Consider the following 22,845-nt stretch of genomic DNA (forward strand, 5'->3'; position numbering starts at 1 on the left):
CAGTAAGGTGACACACATCAGGCAAATTGGTTAAGAAACCGTTGGATAAGAATGATCAGTCCGCCGAACGCGATCGCGACGCCGTACGGAACCTCAGGCTTTCCCTGCTTTTTGCGCATGCGGTGCAGGGCAACGACCACCAGGGTCAGGAGGCCGCCGGCAATCGACATGATCACAAGGAATCGCAGCGTCGACATCGGCGAGAACCAGAGGGCGAGGGCCGCGGCGAGCTTGACGTCACCTCCGCCCATCATCCCGACGTAGAAGGCGATTGCGAACAGGCAGAAGACGGCCGCGGCAACCGCGATTTGCAATCCAACGTCCGGCCAAAGCGGCAAGTGAGCCGACCACCAATACAGCGGGGCAAGACCCGCGACGGCCAAGTTCAGCCGATTGGAAATCGTGAACGTGCGCACGTCAATGACTGCCGCGACGACGAGCAAGATTGCCAGAATGGCGAGCAGGATTTCGGTAAATGCGCCGTTTGTCATGACGTCAGACCTAGACGGCAGGGCTTTCCAAACCGTAACCGCGCTGAAGAATGGTCGACTTTGACGTCTTGATCGTCGGGGGCGGAATCGCCGGAGCAAGCCTGGGCGCCCACGTCGCGGGCCGTCGGAGAACCGCGATCATTGAGATGGAATCGCGCTGCGGGATGCACGCCACGGGGCGATCGGCGGCGTTCTGGCTCGAAAGCTACGGCGGGGCGAGGGTGTCGGTCCTAAGCGCGATGTCGCGCGCGTTTCTCGATGCGCCGCCTGCCGAATTCTCCGATCGAGGGTTCCTACGGAGTCGCGGGGCCGTCCACTTGACCCGTGACGAGCTACCGGTCCTTCCGCCCGGCGTTGAATCCCGCACGGTCGAGCGGGAGGAGCTGGAACGACTGGTGCCTGGCATTCGGCCCGAATGGCAGCGTGCGCTGCTGGAGCCAGGGTGCGCGGACATCGATGTCGCGGCGCTGCATGCGGCGTATATTCGGAAGTTCCAGCGAGAGGGTGGCTCGATCCTGCCCGATGCGAAGCTCGAAAGGGCGGCGTACGCCAATGGCCGCTGGACGGTCCGATTCAGCAATGGTTCGGAGGTTTCAGCAGCGGTGGTGGTGAACGCGGCGGGTGCCTGGGCTGATCAAGTGGCCGAAGCTTGCGGCGTTTCTCCGCTGGGGATCTCCCCAAAGCGCCGAACGATGGTCCAGCTACGGCTGGAACGTGGCGGGCTGCGCGATCTACCGCTCGTCGATGATGCGGCGGGCACTTTCTATTTCAAGGGCGAGAGCGACCGCTCCGTCTGGCTCAGCCCGCATGACGAGATCGACACCGACCCCTGCGACGCAGCACCGGAGGAGATCGATGTAGCCATCGCCATCGATCGCTTTGAAAAGGTGGTCGATTGGAAGATCGAAGCCGTCGAGCGAAAATGGGCCGGGCTCAGGAGCTTTTCCCCGGATCGCGCCCCGGTGTACGGTTTTGACCCCGATCAGCCATCGTTCTTCTGGTGCGTCGGGCAAGGTGGATTTGGTATTCAGACCGCGCCTGCAGCGAGCCAGCTGGCCTCGAGCCTGTTGATGGCAGAAGAGCCTTCACCGGGCATTGACGTGTCGGCTTATGCGACCACGCGTTTCGCGATTAATTCTTCCGCGTCCGCAACGGCTTAGCGTTAACGGCGAACCGCTCCTTCGCGCTGCCCGAATGCTGGAACCCGCCTAGTAGCGTTCGCTCCCTCGATTAGTCTCCGCGCAGGGCTCGGCGAACTCGCCGGGACATGGGCCGGGGACGTTCCAAGTGAGTGTAGCCAGTATCTTCAAGTTCACGTCGCGCGATCTCGCGATCGATCTCGGGACCGCCAATACGGTGGTCTACGTCAAGGGCCGGGGCATCGTGATCAACGAGCCGTCAGTCGTCGCGATGGAATGGCTCAATGGCATCCGGAAGGTCCGGGCCGTGGGCGACGATGCCAAGCTGATGCTCGGCAAGACGCCGGAGAACATCAAGACGATCCGCCCGCTCAAGAGCGGCGTCATCGCCGACCTCGAGGTGGCGGAGCAGATGATCAAGCACTTCATCAGCAAGGCGCAGGCCGGCGGAAGCTGCTTCTCCAGCAACCCCGAGGTCGTCATCTGCGTCCCGTCCGGGGCGACCAGCGTTGAGCGTCGTGCGATTCGCGATGCGGTGTCCAATGCTGGCGCCGGCAAGGTCTCGCTGATCGACGAACCGATGGCGGCGGCAATCGGCGCCGGCCTGCCGGTCCGCGACCCGATCGGCTCGATGGTCGTCGATATCGGCGGCGGGACGACCGAAGTCGGGGTGATCTCGCTACAGGGTCTCGCTTATTGCGAGTCCGCGCGAGTCGGGGGCGACAAGATGGACGAGGCGATCTCGTCCTATGTCCGCAGGAACTACAATCTGCTGATCGGTGAGGGAACGGCGGAGCGCGTGAAGCTGGAGATCGGGTCAGCCAAGCGGACGCCCGAATCCGACAATGTTTCCACTTATGTGCGCGGCCGCGATGTGGCGCGCGGAGTCCCGAGCGAAATCACGCTCACCCAGGCGCAGGTCGCCGACGCGGTGGCGGAACCGGTGGCGCGGATCGTCCACGTGGTACGCTCGGCGCTTGAGCATACGCAGCCCGAGATTGCCGCGGACGTCATCGACGCGGGAATTACGATGACTGGCGGCGGGTCGCTGCTGCGCGAGATCAGCACCGTGCTCGAATATGAAACCGGCCTGCCGGTCCGAGTCGCGGACAATCCGCTGACCTGCGTTGCGGAAGGTGCCGGCCAGACACTCGAGGACCCGACCTATCGCGGCGCGTTGCTGGCGATCTAGGCGGAAGAGGCCTTGAACTTGTCTGCCTCGGCGCAGGCGAGGGCATCGACGCGGTCGTTTTCGGGATGGCCGCTATGCCCCTTGACCCAATGCCATTCGACGCGGTGGGGAGTGCAGGCGTCGAGCAGCTGCTGCCAGAGCTCCGCATTCTTGACGGGCTTTTTGTCCGAAGTTTTCCAGCCGTTGCGACGCCAGCCGTGGATCCACTTGGTGATGCCGTCGCGGACGTAATTACTGTCGGTATGCAGCTCGACGCGGCAGGGACGCTTCAAAGCGTCCAAGGCCTTGATCGCCGCGGTCAGTTCCATGCGGTTGTTGGTAGTCAGGGCCTCACCACCGGAAATCTCCCGCTCACGAGAGCCGGTTCGCAGCAAAGCAGCCCATCCGCCGGGACCCGGGTTCCCGCGGCAGGCGCCATCCGTGAAAATTTCGACGAGCGACAGTTCGCTCACTAGGCGACGAGCTCGCGCGGAAGCTTGAAGACCATTCGCTCTGGCGTGTGGTCGGCGATCTCTTCGGTCAGCTCAAATCGTTGACGAAGGGCTTCCAGGACCTCTCGGACCAGGAGTTCCGGCGCGGACGCTCCAGCCGTCAGGCCGAGCGTCTCCGGTTGGCCAAGCCAGTCCCAGTCGATGTCGGCCGCACGCTGGATCAGGCGAGCCGGAACACCCAGGCGCTCGGCAACCTCGGCCAAGCGAAGCGAATTGCTGCTGTTCGGCGCGCCGATCACGATCAGCTTGTCGCATTCGGGGGCGATCGCCTTGACCGCCGCCTGCCGGTTGGACGTCGCATAACAAATGTCTTCGCTGCGAGGCACGCGGATGTCCGGGAATCGGGCCTTCAAGGCATCCACGACCGCTGCGGTGTCGTCGACCGACAAGGTCGTCTGGGTCAGAAAGGCAAGATCCGCGGACGTCGGAACGTCGATCGTCTGTGCATCCTCGACGGTTTCGATCAAAGTCATCGAGCCAGCGGGTACCTGACCGAAGGTGCCAATGACTTCCGGGTGGCCGGCGTGACCGATGAACAGGATGTGCCGGCCTTCGTCGATCAGCCGCTCCGCCTGGCGGTGAACCTTCGATACCAACGGGCAGGTGGCATCCACGTAGGTCAGGCCGCGGCCCTGAGCTTCGGACGGGACGGACTTCGGAACGCCGTGCGCGGAGAAGACGACAGGGCGATCGTCGGGAACTTCCTGCAGCTCTTCGACGAAGATCGCTCCCATGCCTTTCAAGCGTTCGACGACGAAGCGATTATGAACGATCTCGTGGCGGACGAAGACCGGCGCACCGTAACGCTCGAGCGCCAGCTCAACGATCTGGATCGCGCGGTCGACGCCCGCACAGAAGCCACGGGGCGCAGCAATCAGGACGCGCAAGTTAGGGCGAGGTTCAGCCATGGCGGGCCATGTAAGCCATCGCTTGCAGGCTTTGAAGGCGCTTCCTATGAACTGCTGCGACTTGTTCAGGCCCCAAGGAACCCAATCCCAGTGAAGCTCCGTCTCATTCCGCTGATGATTCTCGCCCTCCTTCCGGCTTGCAATCGCGAGGGCTCGCCTGAAGAGGGCGGCATTTATGTTCGTCGCAGCGCTTGCCCAATCCCCGGGATTCCAGCCGGCACTGGCGACGTTACGCTATTCGATCCGGCAGGGAACATCACAGCCGATGCCATCGATGTGACGGCGACGATCACGAATGTCCGGGCGACCTGCCAGGACACGACGGACCAGATCCTTTCCACCTTGACCTTCGATGTCGTGGCGACACGGCGTGATCCGACCGCCGCGCGTACCGTCGTCCTTCCGTATTTCGACGTCGTTCTTCAGGCGGGCAGCCAGGTTGCAGCCAAGCGCGTCGGCCGAGTCGCTTTGGAATTCGCGCCGGGCAGCTATCGTGCGCAAACGTCGGGCCAAGCTTCCGCTCGAGTGAGCCGGTCGGCCGCCCAGCTTCCGGCGGATGTTGAAAAGCAGCTTACGCGACCGCGCAAGGCCGGGCAGGCGGACGCTGCCGTCGATCCGATGACCGATCCGGAGATCCGGACCGCCGTTGCCAATGCGACGTTCGAGCATCTTGTCGGCTTCCAGCTGAGCGAGCAGCAGCTCCGCTACAACGTCACGCGCTAGGGCGCGAAAAGGCCGATTCTCGCGTTGACTCCGGTGCCTTGCAAAGCCAAGGCTCCTCCCGTCTCCGGTGGGCTCGCTCACCGGGAGGCCGCGCGGGAGAGCTCGCGATGTCCCTTCACGGGGCTTCGCGGCGCCGAAGGAGCAACCGCCCCCGGAATCTCTCAGGCAAAGGGACCGCGCGCGCCTGACAGTCTGGAAAGTGTCCGCTTGCGAGGGCGGACCACCGAAGGGGTAAGCCGGCCAGCCCGGTGAAAGCTCTCAGGTCGCGCGACAGACGGGGGCGACGGCGTCGAACGGGATGATTCCGCGCGGCTGTCGCAACCGGAGCGCCACGATGAGCAGAGAAACGCACAACGGCCCAACCGACGAGACCCAGGCGCGCGGGGAGCCCTACAGCGGCGATCCGCAGGGCGGCGCTGGCCCGGTCGAATCCCCGCTTCTGAAGCTTCCGCTCGACGAATGGCATCGCCGACATGGCGGTCGCATGGTTCCGTTCGCCGGTTATGAAATGCCGGTTCAGTACGAAGGCATCATGGCCGAGCACCTTTGGGTGCGCGAGAACGCCGGCCTGTTCGATGTCAGCCACATGGGCCAGATCCTGTTCCACGGGAGCGGCGTCGACGCGGCCCTGGAAACGCTTCTTCCGGGCGACCTTCGCCTGCTCGGCGACATGAAGCTTCGTTACTCGCTGCTGATGGCCGAGGACGGCACGATCATCGACGATCTGATGGCAACGCGGCGCGGGGAGGAGTTCTACCTGGTCGTCAATGGCGCGACGAAGCAGGGCGACCTCGAAGTGTTCGAGAACCTGCTGCCGCGAAGCACGGTCATGGATCACATGAAGGGCCAGGCGTTGCTTGCGCTTCAGGGTCCGAAGGCTGCCGAGGTTCTCGAAGCCGTTGCTCCAGGCGTTTCCGAACTGGGGTTCATGCAGGGCGGCCCGTTCCGGGTCGTCGGTCATCAGGCCTGGATCAGCCGCTCCGGCTACACCGGCGAGGACGGGTTCGAAATCTCGATCCATTCCTCTGCTGCGCAGACCATCGCCGATTGGCTGGTGGGGGATGAGCGGGTGAAGCCGATCGGGCTGGGCGCGCGCGATTCGCTCCGGCTTGAGGCTGGTCTCCCGCTTTATGGCCACGACATCGACCGGACGACGACGCCGGTGATGGCCGGACTGACCTTCGCCATCAACAAGCGTCGCCGTGCCGAAGGCGGGTTCCCGGGCTTCACCCGGATTCGCGAGGAGCTTGCGAACGGCGTCCCGCAGAAGCGCGTCGGCTTCGATATCGAAGGCCGCCAGCCGGTGCGCGAAGGCGCTCTCGTGCTCGACGGCGAAGGCAATGAGATCGGCCGAATCACCAGCGGCGGTTTCAGTCCGAGCCTGCAGCGGCCGATCGCCATGGGCTACGTGGCCAGCCATCTCGCCGAGCCGGGCACCGCCTTGAAAGCCGAGCAGCGCGGCAAGCTTTTCGACGTCCGCGTCACGACGATGCCGTTCGTCCCCCACCGCTATCATCGCAAGGAGCCGAGTGCATGACCGTCTATTTCACCCGCGAGCATGAGTGGATTCGCGTCGAAGGCGACACGGCGACCGTCGGCATTTCGAACCACGCGCAGGAAGCGCTCGGCGACATCGTGTTCGCCGAAGTGCCGGAAGCAGGCCGCCGCCTGACCATGGGGCAGGAAGCTGCCGTCGTTGAATCGGTAAAGGCCGCTTCGGACGTCTACTCGCCGGTCGCTGGCGAGGTGGTTGAGGGGAATTCAGCGGTCGCCGACGATCCCGCGCTGGTCAATCGCGATCCGGAGGGCGAGGGCTGGTTCTTCAAGCTCAAGCTCGATAATCCGGGAGAGGTTGATGGGCTGATGGACGAGGGCTCCTACCGGGACTGGGTGGCGACGCTCTGAGCGAGGTCATCGCCTCGACCAGCCGCTGGGATGCCGCGGACTATGCCCGGGTCGGACGGTTCGTGTCCGACCTGGGCGAAGCCGCGCTCGATTTGCTCGACCCCGTGGTGGGCGAGCGCATCCTCGATGTTGGCTGCGGCGACGGTGCCCTCACCCACAAGATTGCGGAGCGCGGGGCCGAGGTCGTCGGCATCGATAACTCGCCGCAGCTCGTCGCTGCTGCTCGGGCGATCGGCCTCGACGTCCTGGAGATGGACGCGGCCGATATGACGTTTGATGCGGAATTCGACGCGGCTTTCTCCAACGCGGCGTTGCACTGGATGCTGGAAAAGGAGCGGGTCGCGAAGGCGATCTTCCGTGCCCTTAAACCCGGCGGACGCTTTGCCGGCGAGATGGGCGGCGACGGGAATCTCGCGAAGCTCCGCGAGGTCCTCGATGCCGAACTGGTGGCCCGCGGTTACCCGCCGCCGCTCAAATCCTCGAACTGGTATCCGTCAGTGGACGACTTCGCGGCCGTGTACGAAGCGGCGAGCTTTACCCAGATCGATGCCCGCCTCATCGAACGGCCGACGCCGATGCCCGACGGCATTGGCCAGTGGGTGACGACTTTCCGACGCGGGTGGCTCGATCGCGCCGGCGTGCCGGAGGCCGAGCGCGCCGAGATCAGCGAGGCCGTTGCCCACGCCGTCGGCTCTCCAACGGCAGATTATGTCCGCCTTCGCTTCATCATGAGGAAGCCACACTAGATGCGTTATCTCCCTTTGTCGGACGCCGACCGCAGCGCGATGCTGCAGACGATCGGCGCCGCGACTGTCGATGATCTGTTCAAGGACGTGCCGACCGGCGCCTTGCTCTCAAGGCCGATCGAAGGGCTTCCGCTCCACGCGTCGGAACTTTCGGTCGAGCGCCAGCTGAGCGCCCTCGCTCGCAAGAACCTGACCGCCGGAGAAGCGCCGTTCTTCCTCGGCTGCGGAGCCTACAAGCACCATATTCCGGCAAGCGTCGATCACATCATCCAGCGCGGCGAGTTCCTGACCGCCTACACGCCGTACCAGCCCGAGATCGCACAGGGCACGCTGCAAGTGCTGTTTGAGTTCCAGACGCAGGTCGCGCGCCTTTATGGCTGCGAAGTCGCCAACGCGTCGATGTATGACGGTTCGACCGCCATGTGGGAGGCCATCGTCATGGGCCACCGCATCACGTGCCGGAACAAGACGATCATCTCGTCAGGCGTGCACCCGCATTATGTCAGCGTCGCCAAGACGATGGCGAAGTTCACCGAGGACCGGCTCGAGACGTCGCTGCCGGAGCTTTCTACTGAAACGGACGCTGGCAAGTTGATTGCCTCCATCGACAGCGAGACGAGCGCCGTCGTCGTCCAGTATCCCGATATCCTCGGCCGTATCACAGACTTGGCTCCGATTGCCGAAGCCGCTCACGCCAATGGCGCGATCCTGATCGCAGTCGTGACGGAGCCGGTCGCTCTTGGGCTGATTAAGTCGCCCGGCGAAATGGGCGCCGACATCGTCGTCGGCGAGGGGCAGTCGATCGGCGTCGGCCTCCAGTTCGGCGGGCCGTATGTCGGCCTGTTCGCCACCCGTGAAAAGTATGTCCGACAGATGCCGGGCCGATTGGCCGGTGAGACGGTGGACGCGGAAGGCAAGCGCGGCTTCGTGCTGACGCTCTCGACCCGCGAGCAGCACATCCGCCGCGAGAAGGCGACGTCGAACATCTGCACCAATTCCGGCCTCTGCGCGCTGGCGTTCTCGGTGCACATGAGCCTGCTCGGCGAGAAGGGCCTCAGGCAGTTGGCTCAGCTGAATCACGCGCGCGCGTGCGAGGCTGCGGACCGTTTGGCGGGGATCCCCGGCGTTCGTGTCGTCAACGACAGCTTCTTCAACGAGTTCACCATCGAGCTTCCTGTCGAAGCGCGCCCCGCCGTCCACCATCTTGCCGAAAAGGGCATCCTTGGCGGCGTGTCGCTCGGCCGGCTCTATCCGAGCGCGGACGCGCTTCAGAAGGGGTTGGTCATTGCCGTGACCGAAACCGTGACTGACGAGGATATCGCGGCCCTGGAAGCGGGCCTGAAGGAGGTGTGCCAGTGACCGTCAATCCTTCAGGCTGGCGGCCGTCCACCCCGGCAAACGAGGAGGGCGAGACCCAGACCGTAACCGGCAACCGCGCGCTGATGCTCGAAGAACCCCTTCTGTTTGAAATCGGATCGACCGAGCAGAGCGGCGTCGACTTTCCGAAGTTCGAGACCAACTCCGGTCGCCTAGGCGGCCTGGAGCGCAATCGAGGAATTGGTCTGGCGGGGCTGAGCGAGCCGGAAGCGGTTCGTCACTACACACGTCTTTCTCGCCAGAATTACGCAATCGACCTCGGCCTTTTCCCTCTCGGGTCGTGCACGATGAAGCACAATCCGCGCCTCAACGAGAAGGTCGCTCGGCTTCCGGGCTTTGCGGACATCCACCCGCTGCAGCCCCAGGAAACGGTGCAAGGCGCGATCGAACTGATTAACCAGCTCGCCTTTTGGCTGCTCGACCTCACCGGAATGCACGGCGTCGCGATGAGCCCGAAGGCCGGCGCGCATGGCGAGCTTTGCGGCTTGCTCTGCATCCGTGCGGCGCTGGAAGCCCGCGGCGACAAGCGCGAGGTGGTTCTGGTACCGGAAAGTGCTCATGGTACGAATCCGGCAACGGCAGCCTTCGCCGGTTATCGCGTCGAGAACATTCCGGCGAACAAGGCCGGACGCGTCGATCTCGAAGCGCTGAAGGCGCGGCTCGGGCCGGACGTTGCGGCGGTGATGATCACCAATCCGAACACGTGTGGCCTGTTCGAGCCGGACATGAAGGCGATCAGCGACGCCGTGCACGCGGCGGGCGGGTTCGTCTATTGCGATGGTGCAAACTTCAACGCGATCGTCGGCAAGGTTCGTCCCGGCGACCTTGGCGTCGATGCGATGCACATCAACCTCCACAAGACCTTCTCCACGCCGCACGGGGGCGGTGGCCCGGGTTCGGGACCGGTAGTCTTGTCGGAGGCTTTGTCACCCTACGGCCCGCTTCCGTTCGCGGCGAGATATCCCGACGGCAGCTTCAAGATCGTCGAGGAAGAGCATGCCGCCGACGAGCATCCGACGACCTTTGGCCGCATGGTGGCCTTCCACGGGCAGATGGGCATGTTCACGCGGGCTCTGTCGTACATCCTCAGCCACGGCGCCGACGGCCTCCGCCAGGTTGCCGAGGATTCCGTGCTCAACGCCAATTACATTCTTCGTAGCCTGGAAGATGTCCTGGACGCTCCGTTCGGCGACACCGGCCCATGCATGCACGAAGCGATATTCTCCGACCGCGGCTTCGGCGAGGGCCTCAGCACAATCGACGTCGCCAAGGCGCTGATCGACGAAGGCTTCCACCCGATGACCATGTATTTCCCGCTGGTCGTCCACGGCGCCATGCTTGTGGAGCCGACCGAAACGGAGTCGAAGGCAAGCCTGGATCAGTTCATCCTCGCGCTTCGCTCCATCGCTGGTCGCGCTAAGGCAGGCGACCAATCGCTGAAGGCCGCCCCGATCCACGCGCCGCGCCGCCGCCTCGACGAAACGCTCGCCGCGAGGAAACCGGTCCTGGTTTACAAGGAGCCAGAACCGGCGCAGGCGGCGGAGTAGGGTCGAACCGGTCGCCATGAGCCAGCGGCGCTTCTACGAAAGTCCCGTGGGCGAGGATGCGAGGCGGTCTGCGCCTGCGGTGCAGCGGAATCGTGATCCGATCGCCGACGTACTTTCCGAGTGGCTGCCGGTGAGCGGGACCGTTCTAGAAGTCGCCAGCGGGACCGGAGAGCATGCCGTGTGGTTCGCGGAGCGATTTCCGCACATCGAATGGCAGCCGAGCGAAACGCATCCGGACGCGCTGGCTTCGATCCGCGGCTGGCGCGCCAGGTCGGGCCTGTCCAACCTTCGCGAGCCGGTCGTGATCGATGCCAGATCCGGCGATTGGCCGATCGACCGAGCGGATGCCGTATTGAACATCAACATGGCGCATATCAGTCCGTGGGCGGCATCCCTTGGCCTGATCGCCGGCGCAGCGCGACTTCTTGCGCCAGGAGACAGCCTCATCCTCTATGGGCCGTGGTTGAAGGACGAGATTCCGACGGCGTCGTCCAACCTTGGGTTCGACGCCGACCTCAAGAGGCGCGACCCTCACTGGGGGCTCCGCCGCGTCGAGGACTTTGCGCAGGCCGCAGCCGATAAAGGGTTCGAGTTCGTCGATTGGCCGCAGATGCCCGCGAACAACCTCATGCTTCGATTTCGCAAGGGCGAAAGCGATCGCACTTAAGCAAAGCTTTACCGTGGCCGTTTATCACGCTGCGGATGGACAACGCCACGCCGGACCAGAATCGCAAGTCGCGCCGATCGCAGGTGCTGCTGACAGCGACGCTCGAGCATGGAAACTCGAAGCATTCGGTGAAGCTGCGCAACCTATCGTCTGAGGGCGCTCTGGTCGAAAGCGACAAGCTTCCGATCGAGGGGACGACGGTGGTGTTCTGCCGCAACGATCTTTGCACTCGCGGGCGCGTCGTCTGGGTTAACGGCAGCTACGCCGGCATCGCGTTCGACGCCAAGCTGGAGCCCGCCGAAGTGCTCCGTCACATCCCGGCGCCGAGGCCGAAGATCCAGCCGCGCTATTGGCGACCCGGCCTGACTCAGCGGAACATGAACGACGATCAGCGGCGATTGGCAGAAAGCTGGGTTTGGTCGCCGTCGTCGATGTCCCGCCTCGGCGAATAATGCCTAGTTTGCAGCTCTAAGGAGCTCCCGCTGGCCACGAAGCCACTCGACCAATTCCGAGAGCGCAATCAGTCGACGGAACGTGATCCCGTAAGCGCGGCCTTCCTTCCAGCGCACAACCGCGTCCCTCGACGGCAGTCCTGGCAGAGTAACGAGGACTTGTGCGCCGACCGGAATGTCGCTGTTCGACTCAACCTTCATGCCCCCCTGTGAAACATCATGCGCCCGCATGCCGAAGACACTCGCGCCATGCCGGACCGAGGCAATGCAGCGTACCTCCACCCGCGGCATGCGAGGGCGGGGGCCGTCCATCGAGCTTGCGAGCAGTTCGACGACATCGATGCGCTCGTCGAAAGCAATGCCAGCTGTTTCGTCTCGAACCCAGTTGATCGTTCCGTGAATTTGCTCGCCGCGCTTGAGCTCTACGGAAACACCGTCGCCGATCGTCAGCTTGCAATAGGGCCGGATCATCATGCCGCCCGCCGAGATGTTGCGGATCAGGCAGAGCTCACGTCGATCTCCGATCATCAGCGACCCCACTCTGAACAAGGTCAGATAGCGTTCACCATCGCGGCGCTCGACCGGATCGGGTGCATGGTCGGACAGGGAATAGAGCGTCGTTTCGACGGGCTGTTCTTCCACTCCCAACTCCGACGGAGACTTTGTCATGGCACAAGGCGTATCAATTGACGCTTACCAGAGTGTTGACCCTCGCTCCGATCCGGCGGCTTTAGCTCGCAGGCCGATCCGACTGCCGTCGGAAATAGCTGCGCGGCGGAAGGAAGAGCTTACGGATTGAAATCGTGATCGTCCGACCGAGGGGGTCGAGCAGGTCCGGTTGGTAGTTGAAGGGCACTCCGCCGGCCGAATCCCGAACACGGGGCTTGGAATCGAAGATATTGTTCACCTCCAGTCTGAGCGAGCTGCCGCGGAGCCATGGATGCTTGGACACGAGATCGAAGCGCTCGCCGAGGTTGGCGAAAAGCCTGAGGTTGAAAGTCGACAGCGACGAGAAGTCGAGATCGTTGCCGTTGCTGCCGTTGACATGCGTGCCGGACCGCCAATTCGCCGAGAGACGGGCGCCGAGCCCGTTGTTGTAATAGCCGGCCTGCGCTTCGACGAGATGCCGCGAAGTCCCTCCGCTCGATCCCGAAGCATCTCCATCGAGGTAGTCGAGCTTCGCAATCCCTGGACGGATCGTGACCTCGTCGACGAGGTTGATCGTGTGAGTGAGCGAGAATTGCAGCCGCCCGCCCTGACGGCCACCGCCGCCTCCGAACCGCCCGAATCCACCACCAGGTCCGCCAAATCCGCCGCCTGGACCACCACCCCCAAATCCGCCCGGCGGAGGCCCAGCACCTTCGGCTGGCGGCGCTGCGCCTGCCGGTGCTGGTCCCTGCGGCGGAGCGTCTTGCCCTGCTTGGCCGGACTGTCGGCTTTCGGCAGGGCGGCGAGCACGGAAGCGCTCGATTGCGGCTTGTGATGGCCGCGCTGACGTCAAAGACTTGGTGAAGTCGAAGCCCCAGCGGATGGTGTCCTTGCGAGCTTCGTCGTAATTGACCGGCCGGAAGTCGACGCTGACCAACTGGCCCGTCGAATCTCGGACGAAGCGGGTGGGGAAGGCGGCCTCGATCTCCGCAGTTACGCCGGGAAACGTCGAAATTGGGCGATCAAGCCTCGAATGAACATATTCAGCCCTCAGGCGAAGGTCCTTCTCCTGAAACGGCTTCCAATTCCCGCCAATCTTGAACACGTTGCGGCGGTCCGCCAGCAATGCCGGGTTTCCGCCGCTGGTCGCGGTGACCAGCACGGTCTGGCCCGTTGTGAAATCGAAAACGCGGGTTCCCGGAGTGTCGATGACTGGATCGCCGAGCTGCTGCACCGTCGGCGCGCCCTCCTCGCGGGTCCAGCTCCCGATGAAGTTGAGGCGGTCCACGGGGGACCAGTTGAGTCCGGCGCCGATTGTCGTGAGTGTGCCGAAGTCCGACAACTGATCGACTTCAGCGTTGGCGTTGAACGTAAGGTTGCCGAGCGCGCTGAAGTCGCGGTTCCGCCGCGAGATGGGAAGATCGAAGTTCACGCTGGCAGTACCCGACGTTCGGTCGAGATTGCTCTTCGAAAGGACTCCGGCAGTGCGGTCCTCGCTATCATAACTTAGTGTCCGGCCGGCCACCTTCACGGTCATGCTCGCATCTCCCGCGGGGACTGCGAACAAGGGACCGTTGGCCGTCAGGTCGACGTCGGCCGATGCGGAGGTGGTCTCCGCCCGGTCGCGGCCCGTCTCGTCGGCGCGATCGCTCCTTGTGATTGACTTGCCGACGTCGCCGTTTCCAGTCGATGACCAATGCCATTTGCCTTTGTCGCCATTGAGCGTGAAGCCGACGTGTGCGGTGTCGCTCCGCGTGTTGCGCACCAACGTGTTCAGCGCAAAGTCGGACTGGCCGAACAGCGAACGGCCTTGGTTATGCTCGATTTCGGCATTCAGCGTGGCACCGACGTCGGTCAGGATCGTGCGATTGATTGTCGTACTTGCGCGAAGCTGGCTTTTTGATCCGACCAGGCTGCGGGAGGGGTCCGCTGGACTGACGTCCCGCTCATCCTCGGTCAGCAACGAATTGCCTTCCGCATGGAGATTGACGGTAGTTCGGGAATTCTTCTGGATCGAAAGGCGAGTGAGATCGCCCAGGCCGCCCGTGTAACCGCCCTCCGTGGAAAGATTGCCGTCCACCCGCGCGACAGTGGAATGAAAGCGCTCGCGAAGGACGATGTTCACCACGCGCTGGTCCGCCCGGTAACCGTATTTGAGCGCAACCTCTTCCGGGAGGATTTCGACCCGCTCGATGGCCTCGGTCGGGATGTCGCGCATCTCGCGGAAGCTGGAGATGCGCTGGCCATTCAGAAGAAGGATGGGGCGCTCACCGCCTCGGCCGCGCGCGCTGCCGATTTGCGGTGCTAACGATTCTAGCAACTCGTCGATGCTGTTGGCACCGGTAGCCCGAACGTCGCGCGCTCCAAGGATATTTTCCGGCGGAATGTCGCCGACCACGCTTCCGCGGCGGACGCCAGTAACGACGATTTCGCTGCCCTCGTCATAGCCTTCGTCCTCAGCAGCCGGCGCGGGCTCGGTCGTACTGGCCTGATCGTCGGTGACCGGTGCTGCCGGTTGATCGGTCGAGGGAGGAGGGGGCGCCTGGGCTTCGGCAGGAGCGGCAAGTCCCAAAGCGGTTGCGGTGGCCACGAAGGGTACGAACTGGCGGCAGGTCTTTGTCATTGGGGCGGCGTTACGCCCGGACTGTGAACACTCCCTGACATCGCCCGCCAGTTCGACGAAGCGGCGGGGTGCTCCGACAAACGACGGTTCATGTTTTGATGCAATTTCCGGCAGTTAGCTGAAGCTTAGCTGTCGCGGTCGATGCCTTGGCCTTCATCGAACTCGTTCGGATTGTTCAAGAGCAACTGGCGATAGTCGTTCAACACCGACCGACAGGTCCGTAAGCTCTCCTCCAGACGGTCGCTTACCTCTTCCATTCTCTCGTCAGGTGAATCGTTGGTCGGGGACACGACCGAGTCTCCAGATTGTTTGACTCAGAACGCGCGGTTGGAACGGGGTGTCCTCGGCTCGTCGCGACGAACGAACGTTTGCCAGAGCGTCAGGCCGCCGGCTCACCGCAGATTCGGGCAATCGCGCCTTTGAGAGCCTTGGGCGTGAATGGCTTCAGGAGGATTTCGACGTCCTCCGGCCGATCGCGCACGGCGTCGGACTCCGCGTATCCCGTAATGATCAAGGCCGGGATTTCAGGCGAGATCTGCCGCGCGCGCCTGACGAATTCCGTCCCGGAGAGATGAGGCATGGCGTAGTCGCTGATCAGCAGATCGCATTCGCTCGCCCCATCTTCCAGAGCGGTCAGAGCCTCGCCGCCATTCGCAGCTTCGAAGACAGTGTGTCCCAGGTCTTCCAACAACGCAGCCGTCGTCGTCCGGACTTCGGGGTGGTCATCGACCAGCAGGATTTTCAATGGGCGGACATCGCTATCCACCGCGACAGCCTCCGACTTCTTAGGCACGTCACGCGATGCACCGTCTTCCGACGCTTCGGGTAGCCAAAGTTCAACCGTCGTCCCGCGACCGACCCGGCTCTCGATCCGGAATGCTCCGTTGGACTGCTTGGCGAAGCCGTAGACCATCGGGAGGCCCAGTCCGCTTCCCTTTCCTACGTCCTTGGTCGTGAAAAAGGGTTCAAGGACCTTTTCGAGATATTCAGTAGCGATGCCAGTGCCGGTGTCGGTCACCGCAAGCCGGACGTAATTGCCTGGAGCCAGGCCGGCGATCTCTCCGCTGCTGACAGACCGGTCATCGGCCGCGATCGTGATGGTTCCGCCATCGGGCATGGCGTCACGGGCGTTGATGATCAGGTTGAGCAACGCGAGCTCAAGCTGAGCCCTGTCGGCGAATGGGTTCCCGATGTCCTTCGTGATTTCCCACTCGATACTGACCAGCCCGCCGAGCGTATGCGTCAGAAGATCCGAGACGGACTCCTTCAAGGCGGCGATGCTGACGGGTTTCGGTTCTAGAGTCTGCCGGCGCGCGAAGGCGAGCAGTCGGCGGACGAGCTCGCTGCCTTGCTCGGCGGCGCGCCGGGTCATTCCGAGGATTTTCGCTTCCTCATTCCCAAGGGTCGCGCGCTTTTCGAGGATCCCCAGGCCGCCGATCACCGCAGCCAGCAGGTTGTTGAAATCATGAGCGATTCCACCTGTGAGCTTGCCGATAGCATCCATCTTCTGGGCTTGCATCAGCTGGCTCTCAAGCGATCTCTGGTCGGTGATATCCGTAAGGGTGCCGGCGAACTCCAGTGGGCGTCCCTCATTGTCTTTCAGGAGCACGGCCTGATCGAGGAAGTGCCGGTAGCTGCCGTCGGCGCATAGCCAGCGATACTCGACTGACGATCGGCCATTCGACTTGCGGGCTTCGATCGCGGCGATCACGCCATCGCGATCTTCCGGATGCAGCCGATCGTTCCAGATCGTGGGCTGACCCTGAACTTCCTCGAACGTGAACCCAGTGATCGCGTGAAGGTCCCCACTGACGTAGGTCGGGCCGCGATCCCGGGCATCGAACGGTTCGAGGTAGAGCACCATCGGCAGGGACTGGATGATCGCTGCCTGCCGCTGCTCCGAGCGGCGGAGTTCCTGCTCCGCGCGCAGCCGCTCGGCATTGGCGCGGATGGTTGCGTCCATCAGCGCCTGCTCGTGAGCCGCCTTCCGCTCGACCTCCTTGGTCTTCTGGAACAGGTCGACGAATACCGTGGCCTTCGACCTTAGGACGATCGGATCGACCGGCTTGAAGACATAGTCGACCGCGCCCATCGAATAGCCGCGCATCAAATGCTCGGTCTCCTTGTTCACCGCCGAGAGGAACACGATCGGAATCCCCTTGGTCTGCTCCCGGCTGCGAATGATTTGCGCGGTTTCATAACCGTCGATCCCGGGCATGTAGACGTCGAGGAGAATGACGGCGAACTCGCCCCGGAGCAGGTGGCGAAGCGCCTCTTCGCCCGAATGAGCGAGGACAACCTCTCCCAGGTCTTCCAGCACGGTGGCTAGGGCAAGCAGGTTGCGCTCGTCATCGTCCACCAGGAGGATGCGAGCCCGTTCAGTCTCTGAATTCTGTGCGGCTTCCTCCGTTACGCGAGGAACGGCGATCTCTCCCACCGGTCCGTTCATGGCCTACTCCGCCGCCTCCATGGACAACGGTGGCTCGGCCGTTGCGCCGGCCTCTCTGCCCCGTGCGACCCAGACGCGAAGGAGGGCGAGCAGCAATTCGATGTCGACGGGCTTGGCGATGTAATCCGAAGCGCCGGCATCGAGGCACTTCTGCCGGTCGCCCTTCATCGCCTTGGCGGTCACCGCGATCAGCGGCAGGTCTGTCAGCTCATCACGGCTGCGGATCTGGCGCATGGTTTCGTACCCGTCCATTTCCGGCATCATGATGTCGATCAGCGCGACATCGACGTCCGGCGTCTGCTCCAGAATCAAGATTCCGTCCTTGCCCCGCTCGGCGTGGAGGACCTCCACGTCATGGCTTTCGAGGACGCTTGTCAGCGAGAATATGTTCCGGATGTCGTCGTCGACAATCAACACCTTGGCGCCTGTGAGCTCGGGGACCGGACGGCTGGGCGCAAAGGTCCCCGTCTTCTTGCGGCGGCGGGGTGTTTGCCGCTCCGCCTCCTCGACGAGCGGCGCGAAGATCGCGACCAACTCGGATCGCTCGGCCGGCTTCTCCGTGACGCCGGACGCTCCCATTCCGAGTACCGAGCTGCTGTGTTCAGCTCCGGAAATGACATGGATCGGAATGTGCCGCGTATCGGGATCGTGCTTCAGCAGATCGAGAAGGACGAAGCCGTCGATGTCCGCGAGTCCAAGGTCGAGCGTGATCACCGTGGGCTGAAGCTTCCGCGCCATGGCCAGTGTACCGGCACCGGCCGTCGAGACCACGCCCTTCAGTCCGGCCTCGTGCGCCGCATCGAGAAGGATGGACGCGAAAGTCGCATCGTCCTCGACTATCAGCGCGAACTTGTCCTTGCCGAGATTATCGCGGTCGTCCGTGACCTCGAATCCGGTCGGAAGAGCGGAGGGCACGACTGCTCCGCTGTTATCGTAGCGGGCAGGCGTTCCAGCCGAGGCGACCGATGAGGAGGCGGCTTCTAGCGGAACGTAGAGGGTGAAGACCGAGCCTTCGCCTGGCTTGGACCGAACCTGCAACTCGCCGCCCAGCAGCCTTGCGATCTCGCGACTGATCGACAGGCCGAGGCCGGTGCCGCCGTACTTGCGGCTAGTCGTGCCGTCGGCCTGCTGAAACGCCTCAAAGATCAGCTTCTGCTTGTCTTCCGGAATGCCAATGCCGGTATCCGTGACGGCGATCTCGATCGCCCGGTCGACGTTGCGGAGGACCGGGTGGTTTTCGCTCCAACCGCTGGTGGCGGACCGGACCCCCAGCGTAACGCTGCCCCGCGACGTGAATTTGAAGGCGTTCGACAGCAGGTTGAGGACGATCTGCTGAAGCCTCTTCTCGTCGGTGCGGATCGTCTGCGGCAGCTTGCCTTCGAACTTGACGTTGAAGTCGAGGTTCTTGTCGGCCGCGAGCTGACGGAAGGTCCGCTCCATGTGCTGCTTCAGGTGCTGCACCGGCATCTCGCCCACCTCGATCGTCACCGTGCCGGACTCGATCTTCGACAAATCGAGGATGTCGTTGATGAGGTTGAGGAGGTCGGACCCCGCGGAGTTGATTGTCTTCGCGAACTCGACCTGCTTGTCGTTGAGATTGCCCTGCGCGTTGTCCGACAGCAGCTTCGACAGGATCAGCAGCGAGTTGAGGGGCGTCCGCAGCTCGTGGCTCATGTTCGCGAGGAACTCGGACTTGTACTTCGAGGTGAGGGCGAGCTGCTCGGCCTTCTCCTCGACCGCGCGGCGAGCCATCTCGATTTCGATATTCTTGCCTTCGACCTGCTTCTTCTCGTTTTCGAGAAGCTGCGCCTTCTCCTGAAGCTCCTCGTTGGTGGCGTGAAGTTCCTGCTGCTTGCGGGTCAGTTCCGTCTGGCGGGCCTGGAGCTCCTGGGTCAACAGCTGGGACTGCTTGAGCAGACCTTCGGTGCGCATGGTCGCGGCGATCGTGTTGAGAACGATGCCGACCGATTCCATCAACTGGTCGAGGAAGCTTTGGTGAGTTTCGTTGAACTCGCTGAACGAAGCGAGCTCGATGACCGCCTTCACCTCGTCCTCGAAGAGGGCGGGGAGGATGCTGACGCTGGACGGCTTGGCGTGGCCAAGGCCCGAACCGATACGGATAAAGTCGGGCGGCGCATCCTTCAGCAGGATGGGCCGGCGATCGGCCGCCGCTTGCCCGATCAGTCCCTCGCGAAGCTTGAATTCCTGCTTGAGCTGCTCCTGGCTCTCCGCGCCGTAGCTGGCGACCAGCTCCAGCTTGGTTTCATCCTCTTCGCGCTTGGTGACGTAGAACACGCCGTATTGCGCGTTCACCAGCGGCGCGAGCTCGGACATGATCAGGTTCGAGACCGTCGCGAGATCGCGTTCGCCCTGAAGCATGCGCGAGAAGCGGGCGAGGTTGGTCTTTAGCCAATCCTGCTCCGCATTCTTGAGCGTCTGCTCTTTCAGGTTGAGGATCATCTCGTTGATATTGTCCTTGAGCGCTGCCATCTCGCCCTGCGCCTCGACGGCGATGGAGCGCGTCAAGTCGCCCTTGGTCACGGCGGTGGACACTTCGGCGATCGAGCGGACCTGGTTGGTCAGGTTCGCCGCGAGCTGGTTCACGTTGTCGGTAAGATCGCGCCACAGGCCGGCGGCGCCCGGCACTCGCGCCTGACCGCCGAGACGGCCTTCGATACCAACCTCGCGGGCCATGTTCGTCACCTGGTCGCCGAAGGTCGAAAGCGTATCGATCATGAAGTTGATGGTGTCGGCGAGGGCGGCGATTTCGCCCTTCGCGTCGAGCGTCAGCTTCCGCTTGAGGTTGCCCTGCGCCACCGCGGTCACGACCTCGGCGATGCCGCGCACCTGGTTGGTCAGGTTGGTCGCCATCAGGTTCACGTTGTCGGTAAGGTCCTTCCACGTTCCGCCGACGCCCGGCACCTGCGCCTGCCCGCCGAGGCTTCCCTCGGTGCCGACTTCGCGGGCCACGCGGGTCACTTCCGACGCGAAGCCGTTGAGCTGATCGACCATGGTGTTGATGGTGTTCTTGAGGGCGAGGATTTCGCCCTTCACGTCCACCGTGATCTTCCTCGAAAGGTCGCCCTTCGCCACGGCGGTCGTCACGTCGGCGATGTTGCGCACCTGACCGGTGAGGTTGTCGGCCATCAGGTTCACGTTGTCGGTGAGGTCCTTCCAGGTTCCCGCGACGCCGCGGACCTGCGCCTGGCCACCGAGCTTGCCTTCGGTGCCAACCTCGCGGGCGACGCGGGTCACTTCGGAAGCGAACGAGTTGAGCTGGTCGACCATGGTGTTGATGGTGTTCTTCAGCTCAAGGATTTCGCCCTTCACGTCGACCGTGATCTTCTTGGACAAGTCGCCGAGCGCCACGGCGGTCGTAACCTCGGCGATGTTACGCACCTGGCCGGTGAGGTTCGCGGCCATGGCGTTGACGTTGTCGGTAAGGTCCTTCCACGTACCACCGACGCCCTCGACCTGTGCCTGGCCGCCGAGGCGACCCTCGGTGCCGACTTCGCGCGCCACGCGAGTCACTTCCGACGCGAACGAATTGAGCTGATCGACCATCACGTTAATGGTGTTCTTCAGCTCGAGGATTTCGCCCTTCACGTCGACGGTGATCTTCTTGGACAAGTCGCCGAGCGCCACGGCGGTCGTAACCTCGGCGATGTTGCGAACCTGACCGGTCAGGTTCGCCGCCATCAAGTTCACGTTGTCGGTGAGGTCGGCCCAGGTGCCGCCGACGCCTTCCACCTGCGCTTGTCCGCCGAGCTTCCCTTCCGTACCCACTTCGCGGGCCACGCGAGTCACTTCGGACGCGAATGCGTTGAGCTGGTCCACCATCGTGTTGATGGTGTTCTTCAGCTCAAGGATTTCACCCTTCACATCGACGGTAATCTTCTTGGAAAGATCGCCCTTCGCGACGGCCGTCGTCACCTCGGCGATGTTACGGACCTGGCCTGTCAGGTTACCCGCCATCAGGTTCACGTTGTCGGTGAGGTCGGCCCAGGTGCCGGCCACGCCTTCCACCTGCGCCTGACCGCCAAGCTTGCCTTCCGAACCCACTTCGCGCGCCACGCGAGTCACCTCGGACGCGAACGAGTTGAGCTGGTCCACCATGGTATTGATGGTGTCCTTCAGCTCCAGGATTTCGCCCTTCACGTCGACGGTGATCTTCTTGGAAAGATCGCCCTTCGCGACCGCGGTCGTCACTTCGGCGATGTTACGAACCTGGCCCGTCAGGTTCGCCGCCATCAAGTTCACGTTGTTGGTGAGGTCTGCCCAGGTTCCGGCGACGCCCGGCACCTGCGCCTGTCCGCCGAGCTTACCCTCGGTGCCGACCTCGCGCGCCACGCGCGTCACTTCGGATGCGAAGCCATTGAGCTGGTCCACCATGACGTTGATGGTGTTCTTGAGCTCGAGGATCTCGCCCTTCACGTCGACCGTGATCTTCTTCGACAAGTCGCCGCGAGCGACGGCGGTCGTCACCTCGGCAATGTTGCGCACCTGGCCGGTCAGGTTTTCGGCCATCAGGTTCACGTTGTCGGTGAGGTCCTTCCACGTCCCGGCGACGCCTTCGACGCGAGCCTGGCCGCCGAGCTTGCCTTCGGTGCCGACCTCGCGCGCCACGCGAGTCACTTCCGACGCGAAGCCGTTGAGCTGGTCCACCATCACGTTGATCGTGTTCTTGAGCTCAAGGATCTCGCCCCGCACCTCGACGGTGATCTTCTTCGACAAGTCGCCGCGAGCCACGGCGGTCGTCACCTCAGCGATATTGCGGACCTGCCCCGTGAGGTTGGTGGCCATCGCGTTCACGTTGTCGGTGAGGTCCTTCCACGTACCGGCGACGCCCTTCACCCGTGCCTGACCGCCTAGCTTGCCTTCGGTGCCGACTTCGCGGGCCACGCGGGTCACTTCCGAGGCGAAGGAGGCGAGCTGCTCGACCATGGTGTTCACGACCTTGCCGATGCGCAGGAACTCGCCGCGCAGCGGACGCCCGTCGATCTCGGTGGTCATCGATTGTGAGAGATCGCCCTTGGCGACGGCGCCGATGACTCGCGACACTTCCGCGGTCGGTTGGACCATGTCGTCAATCAGGTCGTTGACGGCGCGAAGCTTCGTGTCCCACCCGCCGCTGGCGCCGCGGACTCGGGCCCGCTGAGTGATCTTCCCCTCTTTGCCGACGACCTTGGAAAGCCGTTCGAATTCCTGGGTGATAGCTTCGTTCATGCCAACCACCTCGTTGAAGAGGCTGGCAATTTCGCCGTCTGCGCCATCAACGTCTTCGGGAAGGCGAACGCTGAAATCGCCGCGGCGCAACGCCCGAAGAGCGCTGACGAGCTGGCGGCGATCGATGAAGTCCCGCTGGGCCTGGATGTTCACTCTACTCTCCGGTCGGTTTTACTCCCCCGCCCAGGTTGAACGATCCGCAGCCCCCCGGCTGCACGCGAACAATAGCTGAATATTTCGCGGCAGTTTCTAAAAAATTCC

18 protein-coding genes and 2 riboswitches are annotated in these 22,845 nt (G+C 63.3%); of the genes, 10 read left to right on the top strand and 8 right to left on the bottom strand.

Annotated elements, in window-relative coordinates:
• Window positions 1-17: 17 nt before the first annotated feature.
• Complete coding sequence (locus ABD928_RS14315; protein ID WP_187714739.1) at window positions 18-491, bottom strand: A24 family peptidase; 474 nt, start codon at window positions 489-491, stop codon at window positions 18-20.
• A 50-nt stretch (window positions 492-541) separates the two neighbouring features.
• On the opposite strand from ABD928_RS14315, the gene ABD928_RS14320 reads away from it, so the two are divergent.
• A complete protein-coding gene (locus ABD928_RS14320; protein ID WP_345169839.1) occupies window positions 542-1,651 on the top strand; it encodes an NAD(P)/FAD-dependent oxidoreductase in 1,110 nt (369 codons plus the stop codon).
• A 127-nt stretch (window positions 1,652-1,778) separates the two neighbouring features.
• Window positions 1,779-2,822 carry a rod shape-determining protein gene (locus tag ABD928_RS14325; RefSeq protein ID WP_345169840.1) on the top strand — a complete coding sequence of 348 codons (1,044 nt, stop codon included), beginning with the start codon at window positions 1,779-1,781 and terminating at the stop codon, window positions 2,820-2,822.
• On the opposite strand, the gene rnhA is transcribed toward ABD928_RS14325, so the two are convergent.
• Complete coding sequence (rnhA, locus tag ABD928_RS14330; RefSeq protein ID WP_187714738.1) at window positions 2,819-3,274, bottom strand: ribonuclease HI; 456 nt, start codon at window positions 3,272-3,274, stop codon at window positions 2,819-2,821. The two genes, ABD928_RS14325 and rnhA, sit on opposite strands and share 4 nt — an antisense overlap.
• The gene (gene ispH, locus ABD928_RS14335; protein ID WP_187714737.1) at window positions 3,274-4,221 is read right to left on the bottom strand and encodes a 4-hydroxy-3-methylbut-2-enyl diphosphate reductase; all 948 of its coding nucleotides are present in this window, start codon (window positions 4,219-4,221) and stop codon (window positions 3,274-3,276) included. Before ispH ends, rnhA begins: the two co-directional genes overlap by 1 nt.
• A gap of 90 nt (window positions 4,222-4,311) precedes the next feature.
• Here ispH and ABD928_RS14340 point away from each other — a divergent pair, with 90 nt between their 5' ends.
• The 8 genes from ABD928_RS14340 to ABD928_RS14375 all read left to right on the top strand — a co-directional run bounded on the left by ABD928_RS14340 (window position 4,312) and on the right by ABD928_RS14375 (window position 11,638).
• Window positions 4,312-4,944, top strand: coding sequence for a hypothetical protein (locus ABD928_RS14340; RefSeq protein ID WP_345169842.1), 633 nt, complete (start codon window positions 4,312-4,314; stop codon window positions 4,942-4,944).
• Window positions 4,945-5,027: 83 nt separating this feature from the next.
• Window positions 5,028-5,131: riboswitch (glycine riboswitch) on the top strand.
• A gap of 1 nt (window position 5,132) precedes the next feature.
• A riboswitch (glycine riboswitch) is annotated at window positions 5,133-5,222 on the top strand.
• A 56-nt stretch (window positions 5,223-5,278) separates the two neighbouring features.
• Window positions 5,279-6,481 (top strand): glycine cleavage system aminomethyltransferase GcvT, encoded by a 1,203-nt coding sequence (gene gcvT, locus ABD928_RS14345; protein WP_187714736.1) that lies wholly within the window; start codon window positions 5,279-5,281, stop codon window positions 6,479-6,481.
• On the top strand, window positions 6,478-6,849 hold the full coding sequence (gcvH, locus tag ABD928_RS14350; protein ID WP_345169844.1) for a glycine cleavage system protein GcvH: 372 nt from the start codon (window positions 6,478-6,480) through the stop codon (window positions 6,847-6,849). Before gcvT ends, gcvH begins: the two co-directional genes overlap by 4 nt.
• A 62-nt stretch (window positions 6,850-6,911) precedes the next feature.
• Window positions 6,912-7,595 carry a class I SAM-dependent methyltransferase gene (locus ABD928_RS14355; protein WP_223276342.1) on the top strand — a complete coding sequence of 228 codons (684 nt, stop codon included), beginning with the start codon at window positions 6,912-6,914 and terminating at the stop codon, window positions 7,593-7,595.
• Window positions 7,596-8,954: an aminomethyl-transferring glycine dehydrogenase subunit GcvPA gene (gene gcvPA / locus ABD928_RS14360; protein ID WP_345169846.1), complete on the top strand. Its 1,359-nt coding sequence runs from the start codon at window positions 7,596-7,598 to the stop codon at window positions 8,952-8,954.
• Window positions 8,951-10,519, top strand: coding sequence for an aminomethyl-transferring glycine dehydrogenase subunit GcvPB (gene gcvPB, locus ABD928_RS14365; protein WP_345169847.1), 1,569 nt, complete (start codon window positions 8,951-8,953; stop codon window positions 10,517-10,519). The genes gcvPA and gcvPB overlap by 4 nt, the downstream gene beginning before the upstream one ends.
• 16 nt (window positions 10,520-10,535) lie before the next feature.
• Window positions 10,536-11,186 (top strand): DUF938 domain-containing protein, encoded by a 651-nt coding sequence (locus ABD928_RS14370; RefSeq protein WP_345169849.1) that lies wholly within the window; start codon window positions 10,536-10,538, stop codon window positions 11,184-11,186.
• A gap of 35 nt (window positions 11,187-11,221) precedes the next feature.
• Entirely contained in the window at window positions 11,222-11,638 is a 417-nt protein-coding gene (locus ABD928_RS14375) for a PilZ domain-containing protein (RefSeq protein ID WP_345169851.1), read from the top strand.
• Between the two features lie 3 nt (window positions 11,639-11,641).
• On the opposite strand, the gene ABD928_RS14380 is transcribed toward ABD928_RS14375, so the two are convergent.
• From ABD928_RS14380 to ABD928_RS14400, 5 genes are all read right to left on the bottom strand, one after another.
• Window positions 11,642-12,307, bottom strand: coding sequence for a PilZ domain-containing protein (locus tag ABD928_RS14380; protein WP_345169853.1), 666 nt, complete (start codon window positions 12,305-12,307; stop codon window positions 11,642-11,644).
• Window positions 12,308-12,368: 61 nt separating this feature from the next.
• Window positions 12,369-14,909 carry a TonB-dependent receptor gene (locus tag ABD928_RS14385; protein WP_345169855.1) on the bottom strand — a complete coding sequence of 847 codons (2,541 nt, stop codon included), beginning with the start codon at window positions 14,907-14,909 and terminating at the stop codon, window positions 12,369-12,371.
• A gap of 125 nt (window positions 14,910-15,034) precedes the next feature.
• On the bottom strand, window positions 15,035-15,166 hold the full coding sequence (locus ABD928_RS14390) for a hypothetical protein (protein WP_262984840.1): 132 nt from the start codon (window positions 15,164-15,166) through the stop codon (window positions 15,035-15,037).
• Window positions 15,167-15,288: 122 nt separating this feature from the next.
• A complete protein-coding gene (locus ABD928_RS14395; RefSeq protein WP_345169858.1) occupies window positions 15,289-17,358 on the bottom strand; it encodes a response regulator in 2,070 nt (689 codons plus the stop codon).
• 3 nt (window positions 17,359-17,361) lie between these two features.
• Window positions 17,362-22,737, bottom strand: coding sequence for a HAMP domain-containing protein (locus tag ABD928_RS14400; protein ID WP_345169860.1), 5,376 nt, complete (start codon window positions 22,735-22,737; stop codon window positions 17,362-17,364).
• Window positions 22,738-22,845: the final 108 nt, after the last annotated feature.

The sequence above is a fragment of the Sphingomonas daechungensis genome, from assembly GCF_039543105.1.
Taxonomy (GTDB): Bacteria; Pseudomonadota; Alphaproteobacteria; order Sphingomonadales; family Sphingomonadaceae; genus Sphingomicrobium; species Sphingomicrobium daechungense.

Excerpts from the sequence above, each read along its gene's own strand:
- ABD928_RS14315 (WP_187714739.1), bottom strand. The coding sequence starts at position 491 with ATGACAAACGGCGCATTTACCGAAATCCTGCTCGCCATTCTGGCAATC.
- ABD928_RS14320 (WP_345169839.1), top strand. The coding sequence starts at position 542 with ATGGTCGACTTTGACGTCTTGATCGTCGGGGGCGGAATCGCCGGAGCA.
- ispH (WP_187714737.1), bottom strand. The coding sequence starts at position 4,221 with ATGGCTGAACCTCGCCCTAACTTGCGCGTCCTGATTGCTGCGCCCCGT.
- gcvT (WP_187714736.1), top strand. The coding sequence starts at position 5,279 with ATGAGCAGAGAAACGCACAACGGCCCAACCGACGAGACCCAGGCGCGC.
- gcvH (WP_345169844.1), top strand. The coding sequence starts at position 6,478 with ATGACCGTCTATTTCACCCGCGAGCATGAGTGGATTCGCGTCGAAGGC.
- gcvPA (WP_345169846.1), top strand. The coding sequence starts at position 7,596 with ATGCGTTATCTCCCTTTGTCGGACGCCGACCGCAGCGCGATGCTGCAG.
- ABD928_RS14370 (WP_345169849.1), top strand. The coding sequence starts at position 10,536 with ATGAGCCAGCGGCGCTTCTACGAAAGTCCCGTGGGCGAGGATGCGAGG.
- ABD928_RS14375 (WP_345169851.1), top strand. The coding sequence starts at position 11,222 with ATGGACAACGCCACGCCGGACCAGAATCGCAAGTCGCGCCGATCGCAG.
- ABD928_RS14380 (WP_345169853.1), bottom strand. The coding sequence starts at position 12,307 with ATGACAAAGTCTCCGTCGGAGTTGGGAGTGGAAGAACAGCCCGTCGAA.
- ABD928_RS14385 (WP_345169855.1), bottom strand. The coding sequence starts at position 14,909 with ATGACAAAGACCTGCCGCCAGTTCGTACCCTTCGTGGCCACCGCAACC.
- ABD928_RS14390 (WP_262984840.1), bottom strand. The coding sequence starts at position 15,166 with ATGGAAGAGGTAAGCGACCGTCTGGAGGAGAGCTTACGGACCTGTCGG.
- ABD928_RS14395 (WP_345169858.1), bottom strand. The coding sequence starts at position 17,358 with ATGAACGGACCGGTGGGAGAGATCGCCGTTCCTCGCGTAACGGAGGAA.